We start from the raw sequence: 19060 nt of genomic DNA on the forward strand, positions 1-19060 counted from the left end.
TCCTTGGCCTATTAGTATATTTATAGTTAATTTGTTTGATTATTCCTATATTGCTATTATATTAGCGTACACAAAATATAGGGGGTATAAGAATGAATATGAAATTAACATCTAAATTTGCACAGTTGAATAAAAGTAAAAAAGGGATAAGTGCTTGCATATTAGCAGCTGGAGTTATGACAATTACACTGATTCCTGAAAGTGCGTATGCTCATGGATTTGTTGAAAAACCGGGTAGCCGTACTGCTTTATGTAGTCAGAATTATGGGTCACTTAACTTAAATTGTGGAAATGTAATGTATGAGCCTCAAAGTCTGGAAGCGCCTAAAGGATTTCCAGAGGGGGGGCCAATCGATGGAAAAATTGCTTCTGCTGGTGGCCTATTTGGTGGAATTCTTGACCAACAAACATCAGATCGTTGGTTTAAGAATACAATTAAAGGCGGACCAAATACATTTACATGGAAATATACAGCAGCACATTCAACAAGTAAATGGCATTATTACATCACTAAAAAAGGTTGGAATCCTAATAAACCACTAACACGTGCTGATCTTGAGCCGATTGGAACTGTTAATCATGACGGTTCTGCAGCATCAAATAATTTAACACATACCATTAATGTACCAACTGATCGTAGTGGTTATCATGTCATTTTAGCGGTATGGGATGTAGCAGATACGTCAAATGCTTTTTATAATGTAATTGATGTGAATCTAGTGAATAATGAAACTCCAGATACAGAAGTACCAAGCCAACCATCAAGGTTACAGACGCTGAAAATTACTGCAAATAGTGTAGAGCTACAGTGGGATCCTTCTACTGATAACGTAGGAGTAAAGGAGTATCAGGTATTACGTAATGGAGAGGTAATTGATACAGTACCAGGTACAACCTTTGTTGATAAACGATTAAAACCTAATACAGAATATACCTATACAGTAAAGGCGTTAGATACTGCAGGTAACAAATCTAAGGAAAGTAAAACATTAGTTGCCAAGACTACGGATGAGACTCCAGATACAGAAGCACCAACTCAACCTAAGGGATTACATAGTATGGGTACGACGGCAACAAGTGTTGATTTAATGTGGAGCCCATCTGAAGATAATGTAGGTGTTGACCATTATGTTATATATAGAGAAACTGCTGGAACTATGATTAAAATTGGAACAGCAAATCCTACATCTTTTCTAGACAAAAATTTGCAAGTAAATACTACTTATAAGTATGCGGTAACGGCAGTTGATTTAGCAGGAAATGAATCAGTTAAGAGTAATATTGTGTCTATTACTACGAAAGAACAAGGGACATCTTACGAGAAATGAGATCCTAATAAAGCATATGAAAAAGGCGATAAAGTAGAGCATGAAGGTAAGGTATACGAGGCTGTTCAAAGCTATCAAGGAAACGGGGATCCAAATTGGATATTTGCTTTGTCATTATGGAAACCAATTTTAAATAAGTAAATTTTATAGTGATATAAGTGGGAATGAGAGTAGTACTTATGACAGGAAGCATAATTTTGCATAAAATGCAGATTTATGTTTCCTTTTTTTGTGCAAGACTATGCTTCTCTGAAGTTGGTATCCAGTTTTAGAGAAACAAGGGTTATTAACCACTTGTCGTTTCAAGGGATTAGAGACAAAAAGATTATATTGTACAATTATTACTTAGTTTTTAACAGCAATCCTATAAGTAAGGTTGATGATTCATTGTATTTTATCCTAAAGCTACACGAATTAAAATAACAGAATATAAATAAAATTAGAAAAACACAACAAATAATGGTAGAATATGGTTGTGTTGTCTAGGGCAGTCTTTAGCCCATTGAAAAAATAATCAAAAAATCCAGATTTAAAGGGGGAATTAATTTGGAAAGAAGGAGTAATAGAATTAATAATCATTTTCGAAGGTTAGTAGTTATAAGTATATGTTTCTTGTTAGCCTTTTTGGTTAGTAATAATTCAAAGGCTGAAACAGTTTCTTCTATAGCATTAAATACTAAAGATGTAGAAGCATTCACCAATAAAATAATTCCAGAGAAAATGGAAGCAGAAAATGCACCTGGTGTAGCAATCGTGGTTGTCAAAGATGATCGAATTCTATTTCAAAAAGGGTACGGTTTTTCCAATAAAGAAGATAATATTCCCATCGATCCCCAAAAAACAGTTTTTCGATTAGCGTCAGTATCAAAGGTTTTTACTGCTAGTGCTGTCATGCAATTAGTTGAACAAGGAAAAATCGATTTAAATAAAGATATAGTAAATTATATGGGGGGATTAAAGTACCAAAATAACATGGGTGAACCAGTTACAATGCAACATTTACTTACCCATACAACAGGGTTTGATTACGTAGATCCTAGACTAGGGGATATTCATTACCAAGCTAATGATTATACAAAACTTAAAGATTATGTAGAAGAAAATATGCCCACAGTAGTAAGAAAGCCAGGAGATACGTATACATATGATAATTTTGCTTCTATGCTTCAAGGGTATATTGTTCAAAATTTGACAAACACACCTTTTTATAAATATATGGCTAAAAATATCTTTTACCCTTTAGAGATGCATAATAGTAGTTTTGTGATGACCAATTTTATCAAAGATAAGCTTGCAACAGGATACGATGAAAAAGGTGATGCTATCCCATTTTATCAAACAAGACCAACAGACATGCCCCAAGGGAGTATGTTTTCTACAGGAAGTGATGTAGCTAATTTTATGATTGCTCAATTGAATGGTGGTAAATTTAAAAATAACCAAATACTAAAAACAGAAACGGTTCAAGATATGCAAAAAACAAAGTTTGCGTTACATCCAAAATATCCAAATATGACATATGGATTTGAATTCTTTTCACCGCAAAGTCATAATGGTCAATATGTTTTTGGAAAAGGCGGAAATATACCGGGGTTTTCATCTTTAATGTGGCTAATACCTGAACATAAAATTGGAGTTTTTGTAGTTACAAATAAAGATGGATCATCACTTCCTATTAAACTATTTGATGAATTTATGAATCACTATTTTCCAAACAAAATAAAGCCAGAGTATTTAAAACCTAGTGAAGAAGAGTTAAAGAAATTTGAAGGCGTTTACCGTGATTTACGGCTAAAAAACTTTATTACACATGTGAAAATAAATGAAGGAAAGTTATTTGTAAACGATAGATTATATGGTAAACAGGAATTAAAACAAGTAGATCCATTATTATTTGAAGATGAAAAAGGTAATTATATGGCGTTTAAACTTCATAAGGACGGAAATGTAAAAGAAATGATACACTGGAACTCTGGTAGTTCAGCAGTCAAACTAAGTGATCCTCAGAGATTTCAAGATGTAGAGGAAAATCATCCATACGCTAAATTTATAGATCCTTTACACCAATATGAAATATTAACAGCAAATAGAGAGGGGAATTTTGTTCCTCAAGCCCCACTGACACGTGGAGAATTTTCATATTGGCTGTCTCAAATTGCTTACATTGCACCACCTTCAAAAAAAGATCCTGTATTTTCTGATGTAAAAGGCCATCAGTATGCAGCTCATATTCAAAAGCTTTATGAACTTGGTATTTTATACGAAAGAGAAGGGGAAGAATTTTATCCAGACCGTTCCATTACTAGACAAGAAGCAGCCTGGATTGCTTGGCAGTATTTAAAAATGTTAGGAGCACCCCCTGCAGATGCTACCTTGAAGGGAGAAACTGATAATTGGGCAATAGAGTCTGTCAAAAACATTGTAGGTCATCGTTTAGTTGGACCTGAGGTTATATATAATGAAGATGGATCAGCAGATTATTTATCGAAACAAATAATGAAACGACAAGAGGCAGCTGCATTGTTATTTTATGTTATGTTATCTAGTTAAGTTGGTTCAATCTAGTTTTAAATCATGCTATAGATTTTGGTTTTGTTGCTAAAAACGTGCATCGTAATCCATGTTTTAGCCTAATGTAATCGTAACAGTTTCATCCGAAAATTAAACGCAGCAAGGTCCTCACAAGACCGCTGCGTTTTCGTTTTTGACGCTCATTTCTATTTGTTTAAATTAATGATGCAATCTATGTCTGTAGGTAGAATGAAAGGTTAGTGTGTATGCGGTTGATGTACCGCTCGACAATTGAACAAGAAAATGTGATATTAAAGGCTGTTATAGATACCTACTTATGGTTATTTTACATAAGAAATTTTATCTAAGGGGCACCGTGCATTCGTATAAACAATTGTTCCCCAAAAGGAGCCGAGCTCTCGTAAATAACTGTAAAAAGGGGGCACCATACATGTCCATCAAGCTAAGATTTAAATATACCCCCTAAATGAACATTTTCTTTTTCTACAGGTAGTTACTTTGAGAAGTCAGCTCATCTTTTCGTTTTGAGGGCTTTTATTTTTCTTAAGCTGATGGATATGGAGTCCCCCTCTAGGTTAAATACATTTCTAATTAGAAACAAGTGATTTTAACAACGTTAGGAGTGTTTCATGCAGCGCAATGTCATTTGTGTTATATCGCAAGAAGAAAAATCACATTAGAAAAGAGCCGGAATTCACTCTGTTAAGAGTAAACCGAATCTTTAATATTTAAAGGGAGAAAAAAAGAAACATAGAAGTGAAAAACCTCTGTGTTTCTTTTTGATTCATATATTTATTGGAAAATACTTTGAACTTTCCGGCACAGATGCTCCTTCTACCCTATTATAGAAGCTATTTTGAACGTAAGGAATTTGTAAGGAATAGATAAGGAAAAAGAGATTTTCATTGTGTACAATAAAAATATAAAGAGGCGTGAAAGGCGGAACAGATATGACTTATATATGAAAAACAAACCAGTTAACACGAGTTTTTTCAAGGAAAAGAAATAATTCCTAGGATTAACATGCATGTGAAAAAAGAGGGATTTACCGTTTGTTAGGACAGAATGGCGTTTGTAAAAATAATAATTATGAAGATGATTACGAATTCAATGTTGACCCTTTGTCATTAGTGGAGAGGATAGCTGTGGGGTTAATATGAAACAGCAAGCAACCACCTATACAATATGAATAGAGGAGAGGAATGCCTTATGAAAACACGTAGTCAAATTACATTTGCAAGTCTGGCCCTTTTAATAGCTGGAAGTTCCCTGTTATACACAACACCAACCTCAATTGTAAAAGCAGAGCCCACTCAAAATGTATCTAGTTCGTCACACACAAGCACTCAACGAGATCGTAATTCCGTCAAGCAAGCAATGCGGGATACATTGCATCTTGGATTCCCGGGGATACTTGCTAAAACTTCCGATGATGGAAAAACGTGGGGTTATGCCGCTGGAGTAGCAAATCTGAGCACCAAGAAACCAATGAAAACAGATTGTCGCTTTCGCATCGGCAGCGTGACGAAGACGTTCACCGCATCAGTTGTACTTCAATTAGCTGGAGAGAGCCGCCTGAATCTAGACGACTCCATCGAAAAATGGTTGCCTGGTGTTGTTCAAGGAAACGGATATGATGGTAACCAGATTACTATCCGGCAGATATTGAACCATACAAGTGGTATCGCTGAATACTTAAGGTCAAAAGACGCTGATATGATGAATACAAAAAAAACATATACCGCTGAAGAAATAGTGAAGATTGGGCTTTCTCTGCCTCCAGACTTTGCCCCAGGAAAGGGCTGGTCTTATTCAGACACAGGATACGTATTACTGGGTATCCTTATTGAGAAAGTAACCGGGAACAGCTATGCGGAAGAAATTGAAAATCGGATTATTGAACCGCTTGAATTGTCGAATACATTCCTACCTGGCAATTCAAGCGTTATTCCAGGCACCCAGCATGCCCGTGGATATTTCCAACCAGACGGAGCGAGTGAGCTAAAAGACGTTACTTATTATAACCCAAGTATAGCTAGCTCGGCTGGAGATATGATTTCTACTGCTGACGACTTAAACAAATTCTTCTCTTACTTACTCAGTGGCAAATTACTGAAGGAACAGCAATTAAAACAAATGCTTACTACAGTTCCTACAGGAAGTGTTGAAATCAGCGGATATGGTCTTGGAATCTATGAAACTAAGCTTCCAAACGGTGTCTCGATATGGGGACACACAGGTAGCATTCCAGGATTTGTTACTCTTGTTGGGGGTACACTTGGAGGTAAGCATACGTTGGCCGTCAATTTGAACAGTATGGGTAAAGCTAACTTTAAAAATATTTTACTTGCTGAATTTAGTAAGTAAGCAAAAAGGTAAACCGGATAAATTTTGTCATAGTTTTTATAGTTAAAAATATACCTTTCTGGTTCAAAAACCCCCAACTTACTCTGAAAAAAATTGGGGGTTTTTGGGGTTTTGTTGGCAACCCAATGCTATTAAGCTAATAAAACAAACTCCTCCCTAAATTGTAAAAAAACGCTATTCTTACAATGGAATAGCGTTTTTTTACAATTCTGTAAGGTTCCTTACAATAATGTAAGTGACTTGTTATATACTTCGATGGTTCTAATATCAGGTTCCATATAAACTAATAGTAGATAATCAATCAAACCTAAAAAATATGATAAAGGGGCGAATTCTCATGGAAAAAAATCAAGATTTATTATTCAATCAAATTGTTGTTATGTCTTGCCTAGGTGGTTTCGTATTATTATCCAGTGTTGCTGCAATTATAGAAGTTGCTCAACGAATTTTTATGTAATATAGGTTTTAGTTCAAACACAACGAAAATAATTATAGAACTCATAACATTTTATATCCAATTCAAATCGTTCAAGATGAATAAAAATCATCTTTTATATATAGATAAATCTTAAAAGTAACTTGATAAAGCAATAAATCCTTATATAAATATAAACTTTCAGTAAAATTTGTGTCTACACGTACAATTTTCTTTTTTGGATATGGTGAGGCCAAAAAGGTAAAATTTTCGTTATGGGAGGTTCTCCAAATATTAGCTTGATGGGTATGAAGATTTATACAAAGGAAGGTTAGGGCACATGCCCATTAGGCTGGTTCTGGTGCAAATAGCTGAACGAAGGCGAAAAAAACACAAGTGATGGTAGCTTGTCGGAGAAGGGAGGTGAGTACAGCACTCAAAACAGTAGAAATAGGCGGAGTATGGGTACCTATAGGACCTGGTGAAACTTTTAATGATTTAAAAGCGGATATCAATCATTTTATTATGCGTGAAGGGATTCATAATCCAGCACCACCTCCATCAGAAGGAGCTCTGGATGTCCAATAAGAAATCCAAAAAAAATTCCCATTGAATATTCGACATTTTTCTTAGTTGTGATTATATAACGAAAACTGTAATATAACGTTATTTTTTTTTTGAAAATACAGAAAATAAATAAAACTGAATTAAAAGAAAAATGTCCGTAACAGGTTTAGAAAAAGGGAAGGTAATGTATTAACATTCATTCTATTGCTTAAATAATTCAAATCATATATTGAAGGTGGAGAAAAAATGAAAACAAAAACGACTGAATTATTGCCTTTAACTCAAGCACAAAACAGAATATGGTATACAGAATTACTTTATCCGAACACAAATGCCTGTATCCTCTCAGGAACAGTAAAGATGCAAAAACAGATAGATATAGATGTTTTGCAACAATCTTTTCAATCTGTTATTAAAGAAAATGATGCTTTTCGAATAAAATTAACTTTTGAGAATGGTGAAGCGAAGCAGTATGTTGAACCATATACATATAAAGAAGTAGATTATATCGATTTCTCTGAAACATCAACACGAGATGATGTAGAAAATTGGCTAGATTCTCATAATAGAACTTCTATGAAGCTGTATGATTCTGAATTGTATAAAATTACGATATTTAAAATTAATGATGAGGAATATGGCTATCATATTAAAATTCATCACATTATATGCGATGGAATTTCTTTGGCTCAGATTGTTGAAGATGTGAATCAAAATTATGCTGATATGGTAAAAGGAACTTTTTTAGATACGTATAAAAAACATTCGTATCTAGATTATATGCAAGCGGAAGAAGAGTATGAAAAGTCAGCACGTTTTCAAAAAGACAAAGCATTTTGGCTAGAAAAGTTTCAATCTCTTCCAGATTTCACCGAATTGAAACCTTATAACCCTTTATTAGCGAGTACAGCTGCGGAAAGAAAAGTCTTAGAAATAAGTGTGGATTTTTATCACAAAGTAAGAGCGTTTTGCAAAGAAAATAAAATTAGTATATTTACATTTTTCTTAGGTGCTTTATATATGTATATAAATAAAGTCACAAATGAAAAAGATCTTATTATTGGAACAAATTATGCCAACCGGACCACAAGACAAGAAAAAGAAACAGTGGGAATGTTCACTAGTACGGTGGCTGTTAAAGTTTCTTTAGATCCTGAAGATGATATAATTTCATTTTTGCAACAAGTATCGAAGGAGCAAATAAAAATCCTTCGACACCAGAAATATCCATATAATCAGTTGATTAAAGATGTTAGACAAATACATTCTATGCCAGATCTTGGTCGACTCTTTAGTATTGCTATGGAATATCGTCCATTTAGGAATATGGTAGATATGGATGGTACTAAAATGGACATGAAAAGTACTTTTTGTGGAAATGAAGTGAATGACCTTCTTATTCATGTAGTTGAAAGAATAGATGAGGGATATTTAGAGATATATGCTGATTATCGCACTTGTCTATTTGATGAAAAGTATATTGATGCACTATTCAGACATGTATTCGTAATTGCGGAACATATCATGAATCATCCTTTTGAAAAAATAGCTGAAGTATCTCTAATTAATGAATATGAAACGAAACAGTTATTGAATGAATTTAACAATACTTCTTCTGAATTTCCACATGAAAAGACAGTATATCAATTGTTCGAAGAACAGGTAGAACGTACACCTGATGCTATGGCTGTGGTATTTGAAGATCAACGTTTAACATACAGTGAGCTGAATAGTCGTAGTAATCAACTAGCGCATTTTTTACAAAAAAATAAGGTAGGGCCAGAGACAAAAGTGGGCGTTTATTTAGAGCGTTCTATGGAAATGATTATTAGCATTTTAGGTATTCTTAAAGCGGGCGGAGCTTATGTACCCATTGATCCTGCATATCCACAAGATAGAATTGCATATATGTTAGAGGATTCAGAAGTTCCAATTTTAATTAGCCAAGGCAATATCGTATCTAACCTTCCAAAGCATAATACGAAACTAGTTTTATTAGATAAGGATTGGACATTCATTACTCAGGAGAGTATGGAGAATACGATTAGTAATGTCACTCCAGAAAACCTAGCATATATTATTTACACTTCAGGTTCCACTGGTAAACCAAAGGGAACAATGGTAGAACATGGTAATGTAGTTCGACTCTTTTTATCGACAGAGAAATGGTATAACTTTAGTAATCAAGATGTTTGGTCAATGTTCCATTCATTTGCATTTGACTTTTCTGTATGGGAGTTATGGGGAGCGTTGTTGTATGGAGGCCGTCTTGTAGTTGTGCCATATATGGTGAGTCGATCTCCTGAAGTATTTTATGAATTACTTTGTAAAGAAAAAGTTACGGTACTTAATCAGACACCTTCTGCTTTCCGCCAACTTATGCAAGAGGACGAAAAGCATAATAGTAGGGAGCTAAATCTTCGTTATGTTATCTTTGGTGGAGAAGCATTAGATTTGGCTAGTTTACAACCTTGGTATGAACGTCATGGAGATCAATATCCATTGTTAGTAAATATGTATGGTATCACAGAAACAACAGTTCATGTTACCTATCGACCACTTTCATGGGAAGATGTTCGAAATCCGCAAGGAAGTATAATTGGAATTCCTATTCCTGACTTAAATGTATATGTTTTAGATCAAAATTTAAAACCAGTTCCAGATGGTGTTGTAGGTGAGATGTATGTTGGTGGCCATGGGGTCACAAGAGGTTATTTAAATCGATTGGATTTAACCCAAGAACGATTCATTTCCAATCCGTATAGTCCTAATTCTAAATCTAAACTTTATAAAAGTGGTGATTTAGCACGCTATACAACAAATGGTGAACTTGAATATTTAGGACGTATAGATCAGCAAGTTAAAATTCGAGGATTCCGAATGGAATTAGGCGAAATTGAATCGGTTATTAGTGCCTTTCCAATCATTCGCGAAGTAGTATTAACCGTACATGAAGATGAGGATCATGATAAGCGTTTAGTTGCTTATATCGTTCCTGTACTAAATCAAGAAATTTCTATCAATGAATTGCGTTCCTTTATGAAAGAGAAATTGCCAGATTATATGATACCTTCTGTATTCATTAAATTAGAAACACTACCCTTGACTACAAATGGAAAAGTTGATCGCAAAGCGTTACCTGCGCCAGAACAAAATCTACAAACAGATGCAGAGTATGTTGCGCCACAAACCCCGGTAGAAGAAATACTAGTTTCGATTTGGCAAACGGTACTTGGTGTTCCGCAAATTGGGGTATTGGATAATTTCTTTGACTTGGGAGGCGACTCAATTAAATCTATCCAAGTCTCCTCGAGATTGTATCAAGCTGGTTATCGAATAGATATGCAAAACTTATTCAAATATTCGACTGTAGCGTCTTTAAGCCCATATGTGGAGAAAATAACGCGAGTTGCTGAACAAGGCGAAGTAACAGGCGAGGTTACATTAACACCAATTCAGCATTGGTTTTTTGACCGTGAGGTGACAGCTCCGCATCACTTTAACCAAGCGTTTATGTTATATCGGAAACAAAGGTTTGATGTATCAGCTCTTCGTAAGACTATGCAAAAAATTACTGAGCATCATGATGCGCTGCGGATGGTATTCCGTCAAACAGAACAAGTGTACGAGGCATGGAACCGAGGAATAGAGGAAGAAGAATTATTCAGTCTGGAAGTGATGGATCTCACAGGAAATAGCAATCCGGATTCAGCGATTGAAGAGGCTGTAAATACGATGCAAAGTAGCATTGATTTAAGTGAAGGACCGTTAATGAAACTGGGCTTGTTCCAATGTGAAGAAGGCGATCATTTGTTGATGGTTATCCATCATTTAGTAGTGGATGGCGTTTCTTGGCGAATATTGCTGGAAGATATTGAGGCAGGGTACGATCAGGCGGTAAACGGAGAGGATATTCAATTACCACAAAAAACAGATTCTTTCCAATTATGGGCAGAACAATTATCTCTTTACACCAACAGTCCAGAGATGGAGAAAGAGCGCGAATATTGGAATGAAATCGAACAAATCCCAACGGGATTGTTGCCGAAAGATGAGGAACAAGATTGTGGTTTGATAAAGGATAGTGAAGTCATCACGGTCCAATGGACAGCCTCTGAAACGGAGCAGTTATTAAAACAAACAAACCGGGCATATAACACTGAAATCAATGATTTATTGTTAACAGCTTTAGGAATGGCGATTCACAAATGGACAGGAATGGAAAACATTGTTGTAAATCTGGAAGGACATGGACGAGAATCTATTCTTTCTGATCTCGATATCACTCGTACAGTAGGCTGGTTTACGAGTCAATATCCAGTAGTCCTACCGATTGAAGCAGCAAGCGATATCTCTCACCAGATTAAGAATATTAAAGAAGGATTACGCCACATTCCGAATAAAGGGATTGGATATGGTCTTTTAAAATATCTATCTGAAAATCAAGAAAAGCAGATGTTTACATTGAAGCCAGAGGTTAGCTTCAACTATCTGGGGCAGTTTGATCAAGACTTAGAGAATACTACGATGCAGATGTCCTCTTATTCGAGTGGTGATTTCGAGAATAAGAATCATGAAAGATCGTATGTTCTGGATATTAATGGAATGATATCTGGTGGGAATTTATCACTAGGAATTAACTACAGTAAAAAGCAATACCAAAGAGAAACAATAGAGCAATTGGCGAATGGGCTACAAGCGAGCCTACAAGAAGTCATTGAACATTGTGTAACGAAAGAGCGAGCGGAGCTCACACCAAGTGATATCACATTCAAAGGGATGACGATTGAAGCATTAGATCGTATTGTACAGGAAACCAAGCACATAGGCGAAATTGAAGATGTGTATCCGTTAACTCCAATGCAGAAAGGTATGCTATTTCATAGCTTGATGAATCCGCAATCGGAAGCTTATTTTGAACAAGCAACGTTTAATGTGCAGGGTAGTATGAATCTAAAGGCGTTCGCTCAAAGTTTAGAACAATTAGTGCAAAGACATGCTATATTACGAACTAACTTTGTGAGTGCTTGGAATGATGAGCCGTTACAAATCGTATACCGAAATAGAAAAATTGATCTTCATTATGAAGATCTTCATGAAATGGAAGAGTCATCACGTGAAGATTGGGTGAAGAAGTATACGACTGAAGATAAAGAAAGAGGATTTAATCTTGCTGAAGATGCATTAATGCGTATGACAATTTTACGTACTGAGGAGCAAACATACCATGTTATTTGGAGTTTCCATCATATCCTAATGGATGGTTGGTGCATGCCACTGGTGACACAGGAAATCTTCGAAATTTACTATGCAATTCAACAACAAAGAGAACCTGAATTGTCTGTGGTAACGCCATATAGTGACTATATTGAATGGTTAGAAGCACAAGATCAAGAAGAGTCATCTAAATATTGGAATGATTATTTAGGTGGGTATGAAGGGCAAACGCAGTTGCCAAAAGTTACTTCTTCTGTGAGAGATGAAAGATATATTTTGAAACACTTAACCTACGATCTTGATAAAGAATTGACGGAAAGACTAAAACAGGTAGCTAGTGAAAATCAGGTTACTATCAATACTTTGATGCAGACAGTATGGGGGATGTTATTACAAAAATACAATCGTAGTCAGGATGTTGTATTTGGAAGTGTTGTATCAGGAAGACCAGCTGATATACCAGGTATAGAAAATATGATTGGTTTATTCATTAACACAATTCCTGTGCGTATTCGTTGTGATGCGAAAGAATCTTTTGTAGACGTAATGAAAAAGAATCAGAAGCAGGCGGTAGCCTCACATGCATATGATACGCATCCATTGTATGAAATACAGGCACAAACGGAACAAAAGCAGGACTTAATCACACATATTATGGTATTTGAAAACTACCCAGTGGAACAACAAATGGAACATGGAGAAAGTCATAGTGAAACAGAATTAACAATAACGAATGTAACCATGACTGAACAAACGAATTATGATTTTAACGTTATGGTAATTCCTGGGAAAGAGATTCAGATGCAGTTCCAATATAATGCCCATATATATGATGATGCGAGTATCGAGCGAATGAGGAATCATTTGATTCAAATTATGCAACAAGTTGTAAATAACCCACAGATTGATATACATGAACTGGAATTAGCAACAGCGGAAGAGAAAATGCAGATTCTCGAAGTGTTCAATGATACAGCGGCTGAATATCCACGTGAGAAGACTATTCATCAATTGTTCGAAGAACAGGTGGAGCGTACACCAGATCATATTGCGGCGGTATTCGAAGGTCAGCAATTGACGTATCGTGAGCTGAATGCACGAGCAAATCAGTTGGCACGAACATTAAGAAATGCAGGAGTAAAGGAAGATCAGTTAGTTGGAATTATGGTAGAACGTTCATTAGAAATGATTGTCGGGATACTTGGAATATTAAAAGCAGGTGGCGCTTATGTGCCGGTTGACCCAGAATATCCAGAAGAGCGTATCCAATATATATTGGAGGATTCGGGAGCTACTATATTATTAATGCAAGGCCAATTTCAAGAACGTACATCTTTCGTAGGGAAGATAGTATTGCTGGACGATGAGGAATCTTATCATAAAGAAGGAACGAACTTGAAATCGGAAGTAGGCCCTAATGGATTGGCTTATGTGATTTATACTTCTGGCACAACAGGAAATCCAAAAGGCGTTATGATAGAGCACCAAGCACTTGTCAACCGAATTCACTGGATGCAAAAAAGATATCCTATCGGAGAAACAGACACCATTTTACAAAAAACGCCATACAGTTTTGACGTATCTGTTTGGGAATTGTTCTGGTGGGGAGCGCAAGGGGCTAAAGTCGTATTTCTTGCTCCGGGTAATGAGAAAGACCCAGAATTAATTATTAAAGCAATTGAGGAAAATCATGTTACGACCATGCATTTTGTACCTTCTATGCTATCTGTTTTTCTAGATTATGTGCAGAATGTTGAGGAAGTGAATTGCACGCAAAGTTTGCGTCAAGTATTTGCTAGTGGTGAAGCACTCCAAGTGCAACATGTAAAACGATTTAACAAGTTACTGGGTATGCATAATGAGACGAGACTAATCAATTTATATGGACCGACTGAAGCAACGATTGACGTTTCATACTTCGATTGTCCATTGGAAGAAACTTTAGAACAGATACCAATTGGTAAACCAATTGACAATATTCAACTGTATGTGGTTGATACTAAAGGTCATTTACAACCAATTGGGGTACCAGGAGAGTTGTGTATTGCAGGAGTTGGATTGGCAAGAGGTTATCTTAACCGCTCTCAATTAACGGCAGAGAAATTTGTAAATAATCCATTTGATTTAGGGAAAAAAATGTATAGAACAGGAGACTTAGCTCGTCTGTTACCAGATGGAAATATTGAATATCTAGGCCGGGTTGATCATCAGGTGAAAATTCGGGGTTATCGAATTGAACTTGGTGAGATAGAATCACAATTATTGAAGATAGACGCAGTTCAAGAAACAATTGTAATCGCACTTGAAGATGAAAGTGGACAAAAGAGTTTGTGTGCGTATTTTGTAGCAGATAAAGAGATTGATACAGAAAGTTTAAGAGAAATCCTATCTGATGAGCTACCTAAGTATATGATTCCCTCTTACTTTATACAGCTTATGCAAATGCCATTAACACCAAATGGGAAGATTAATCGCAAGGCATTACCTGCTGTCGAGGAAAGCAAGTTAACGAACAATAAATATGTCAAACCTCGAACAGAAATAGAAGAGCATTTAGTTGATATATGGAAGAGCATTCTTGGAGATCTTAAAATTGGGATAAAAGATAATTTCTTTGATGTAGGTGGGCATTCATTAAGAGCGACTACACTCGTATCTAAGATTTATAAACAGATGAACGTCAATGTTACGTTAAGAGATGTCTTCCGATATCAGACAGTTGAACAAATGGCTGAATTTATTACTGGTAGTGAGGAACAGACTTACTTGTCTATTCCAGTGACACCAAGAAGAACGTATTATCCAGTCTCTTCGACACAAAAGCGTATGTACATTTTGAGTCAATTAGAAGGTGGAGAGTTAAGTTACAATATGCCGGGTGTAATGATTGTGGAAGGAGAACTTGATTCTGCTCGTGTAGAAGAAGCATTCCGAAACTTAATTCAACGTCATGAGTCATTACGGACAAGTTTTGAGATGATTCAGGGAGAACCCGTGCAGCACATACATTCTGAAGTGATGTTTTCTCTCGAAAAGATACAAGCTGAAAAAGAGGAGATAGATACACATATCGATCGTTTCGTACGTCCATTTAATTTGCAAGAGGTACCGTTATTGCGAGTTGGATTAATTGAAATTCGTAAGGATTACCATGTGTTGTTGTTTGATATACATCATATTATTTCTGATGGTGTCTCAACAAATCTTATCATCAAGGAATTTATTCAGTTGTATGAAGGTGAGTCACAGCCACCGCTTCGAATCCAGTATAAGGATTACGCAGTTTGGCAACAAAGTGAAATGCAAAGTGAACGAATGAGAAAACAGGAAGCGTATTGGCTGAATATGTTTGAGGGGGAAATTCCAGAGTTAGAGCTACCAATCGATTATGAGAGACCATCGGTACGAAGCTACGAGGGAGACATAGTAGAATTTACAATTGACAAACAAATTAGTGACGGATTAAAAGAGATAGAAAAACAAACAGGAACGACATTGAATATGGTCTTATTAGCGGCATATACAACACTATTAGCAAAATATAGTGGTCAAGAGGATATTATTGTAGGGACTCCTATCGCAGGAAGAACGCATGCTGATTTAGAGCCAATCATTGGAATGTTTGTTAATACGTTAGCGATACGAAATTATCCAGTGAGAGACAAAACGTTCTATATGTATGTTCAGGAAGTGAAAGAAACAATGCTAAATGCGTATGAAAATCAGGAGTATCCTTTTGAAGAGCTGGTTCAAAAAGTAAATGTAAGAAGAGATAAGAGCCGTAACCCACTATTTGATACAATGTTTGTTTTACAAAATACCGAAGAAACAGAGCTTCAAATAGAAAATTTAGTATTTAAACCTTATGCTCGAGATCATACGATAGCTAAGTTTGATTTAACATTGTTTGTAAATCTTGATGGTGAACAACTTAAATGTAGTTTTGAATTCTGCAAGAAATTATTTGAAAAGAGCAGAATTAATGAATTATCAAAAGATTTCTTGATAGTTTTATCAGAAGTTGTGAAAAACCCAAATGTTCAATTACACAATGTCAAATTAAGCGAAAAAGCAATAAAAAGTGAAAGTTCTATCCGGGAAATTGAACTGAACTTTTGATGTATTTTCCATATTAAAGAGTGTGTAAATATATAGCACACTCTTTAATTGAAATTGATGTTAGTTTCAAGAATGTAAGTATTAATATATAAATTTACATATAGTAGATAGCAGGTTTAATATATACTATTAAAGTCTGGGATACACATCAGAAACGGAAGAAGTAGTTCAAGTAGATGGAGATCATTTTACAATGTTACGCAATCCATATGTAACTAGTTTGGCGAAGGATTTACAGCAAACACTTAAAAAAACTACTTCGAAGGCTACGAATTAAGGAAATTCTAATTTAAGAAAGAATATTATAAAGTGAAGTGACCTCGTCAAGTAGACAGTATTCAAAAAGCACAACAAAGAAACCTGAGTTCTCTATTTATATGGACTCAGGTTTTTTAATTTCTTTTTTAAAATCTTTGGTGATGTAAATATGTTAGAGAAGAAATCCATTTAATCAAACTTTTTTCAAAATGGATTTTTTTATTTATTTTAAGAGGAAAAGTCAAAAAGGATATATATATTTGATAAAGGTTTATGTTAGCAAAGTCAGAATAAAATAAAGTGACAAGTTGATTTTAGTGTTTCGCGGTAGATTCATGTTAGAGAAATTGAGAGGAGAATGGCATGTTAAAAATACCTTCAATTATTTTTCAATTATTTATTATGATTTTGCTATTTGTAGTGATTGTAAGTCTTCCGATGTTATTTATAGATGGTAAGAAAGTTGGGATACATATAGAGCATTTGTTCACACAATGTATATATGTTCTTTCTGCACTTATACATCCAGAAGCATTAAAGATGAAAATGTCTACACAGGTGGCGGCGGTTTCAAACAATGTACAAATATTTAAGATGCAAGAAAGGGAATTCCCCTTATTTCCACTTATATTTAAGCCATATGCATATTCACTTATGCTTACATTTGGAGCGCTCATAGTTTCTATCTGTTTGTCTTTTTTATGTAGTATCATTGCGGCGGTTTCACCAAGGCGTGTGCAGAGAGTAATAGAAGAAACTGTATTTTTTCTTAAAACAATTCCAGATATCCTCCTAATTTTTTTCTTCAACTTTTCATGGTAAGTATATATAGGTATACCGGAGTTTTACCATTAAATCCATTTTCTACTATGCAAAATTCATCTATAGTCTTGCCAATACTCATTTTAGCTATTATACCTACATTCTCATTATTTCAATTTCAACAGCTGCTTATAAAGGTGGAGAAGCAGAAAGATTATGTTATGTTTGCGAGAGCAAAGGGGTTTGGTAGTATGTATATTTTATGCAAACATATTTTTCGTAATATCGTTGTTTCAGTTGTAAATCATATTGAATCAATATTACTAGCCTTGATAACGAGTTTATTAGTTTTTGAGTATCTGTTTAACATAAGAGGTTTATTTTCGATTTTGATTAGCGGTCAAGATCCGGCGGTTATCGTTTATTTGCTGCTGCTATTTATAGTACCTATGTATGGAGTAATAGTAGGATTGAATTGGTTAAGGAGGAAATTGTATGCATAGCCAGCGTTATAAGTACTTTTTATTCCCGATTATTTTATTACTAATAATGAGTATTGCACTCCCATATTTTCAGAAGGAGCCTAAGGTAGTGGAATATAGATACAATGAAAAAGGAGAAATTGCTGAAGTGGCTCCTTTTTCAATTTCCCGTACACATTGGTTTGGAACAGATAGAGAGGGAGAAGATTTATTTTATAAAGTAATAGACGGGGCTAAGTATACTATTTTAATTTCTTTTTTTGTGGCAGTTGCTAGAGTAATTATTTCTTTATTGATGAGCTTGTTGATTCGTAATGATAAGTGGGGATTTTCTTTGTTACAACGTGTTACAGTTGGCTTGCAATTTTTTCCGCAAACATTATTTTGTATTTTATTTTTAACTCCATTTATCATTTATGAACTACGGACAAAACCTATTGTCACAAATATAGAAGTACTATGTATACAAGGGATAGTATTAGTGTTCGTGGCAGTTCCAAGAATGACACGTTTTTTTCAAAAAGAAGTTCAGCAAATTTGGAGACAAGAATATATGATAAGTTCTCTTGTATTAGGAGGTAGCAGATGGCATATATTCCGAACTCATATTATGAAAGTATTACAACCACAGATGATATTTCAAATTGGAGAGCAAATGGTACAAGTATTATTAATAATGTTACACCTTGCGATATTTAAATTATTTTTAGGGGGAACAAATATTGTTTCCGGGCAGGCCCATGATCAATTTAGTATATATTTTCCGTACTTAAATGATTGGGCAAGCTTAATTAGTTATTATTACGGGGAGTTAATGCTAGAGCCCAGAATTATTATGATTCCGGTTATTTTTTATATGATTCTTTTATATTGTATGACGAAAGTAGTAAATCAATATAAACATCATATATAAATAAATGCAAAATAACTCTAAAATATATAATAAAATTTGATTTTGGAGTTATTTTTTGTTTACTTCACTTTATTGTGAGCATGGTGCATGCGCTAGATGA

General features: G+C 35.0%; 7 protein-coding genes and 1 pseudogene. All 8 read left to right on the forward strand.

What is annotated here, in order from left to right; genetic code table 11:
- Positions 1-92 precede the first annotated feature (92 nt).
- The 8 genes and pseudogenes from DJ93_RS28700 to DJ93_RS28725 all read left to right on the forward strand — a co-directional run bounded on the left by DJ93_RS28700 (position 93) and on the right by DJ93_RS28725 (position 18960).
- Positions 93-1469 (forward strand): annotated as a pseudogene (locus DJ93_RS28700) (lytic polysaccharide monooxygenase auxiliary activity family 9 protein).
- A gap of 405 nt (positions 1470-1874) precedes the next feature.
- Positions 1875-3878 carry a serine hydrolase domain-containing protein gene (locus DJ93_RS28705; RefSeq protein ID WP_042984969.1) on the forward strand — a complete coding sequence of 668 codons (2004 nt, stop codon included), beginning with the start codon at positions 1875-1877 and terminating at the stop codon, positions 3876-3878.
- 1191 nt (positions 3879-5069) lie between these two features.
- Positions 5070-6227 (forward strand): serine hydrolase domain-containing protein, encoded by a 1158-nt coding sequence (locus DJ93_RS28710; RefSeq protein ID WP_042984971.1) that lies wholly within the window; start codon positions 5070-5072, stop codon positions 6225-6227.
- Between the two features lie 838 nt (positions 6228-7065).
- The gene (locus DJ93_RS32970) at positions 7066-7230 is read left to right on the forward strand and encodes a hypothetical protein (protein ID WP_161785280.1); all 165 of its coding nucleotides are present in this window, start codon (positions 7066-7068) and stop codon (positions 7228-7230) included.
- A gap of 225 nt (positions 7231-7455) precedes the next feature.
- Complete coding sequence (locus DJ93_RS28715) at positions 7456-16545, forward strand: non-ribosomal peptide synthetase (protein ID WP_052109777.1); 9090 nt, start codon at positions 7456-7458, stop codon at positions 16543-16545.
- A 621-nt stretch (positions 16546-17166) separates the two neighbouring features.
- A complete protein-coding gene (locus DJ93_RS34265; RefSeq protein ID WP_241484415.1) occupies positions 17167-17625 on the forward strand; it encodes a hypothetical protein in 459 nt (152 codons plus the stop codon).
- Positions 17619-18068, forward strand: a complete 450-nt coding sequence (locus DJ93_RS34270) for an ABC transporter permease subunit (protein ID WP_338151491.1) — start codon at positions 17619-17621, stop codon at positions 18066-18068. The genes DJ93_RS34265 and DJ93_RS34270 overlap by 7 nt, the downstream gene beginning before the upstream one ends.
- Positions 18061-18960: a peptide ABC transporter permease gene (locus DJ93_RS28725; protein ID WP_042984972.1), complete on the forward strand. Its 900-nt coding sequence runs from the start codon at positions 18061-18063 to the stop codon at positions 18958-18960. The genes DJ93_RS34270 and DJ93_RS28725 overlap by 8 nt, the downstream gene beginning before the upstream one ends.
- The last annotated feature ends 100 nt before the right edge of the window (positions 18961-19060 follow it).

This window comes from Bacillus clarus, assembly GCF_000746925.1.
Taxonomy (GTDB): domain Bacteria; phylum Bacillota; class Bacilli; order Bacillales; family Bacillaceae_G; genus Bacillus_A; species Bacillus_A clarus.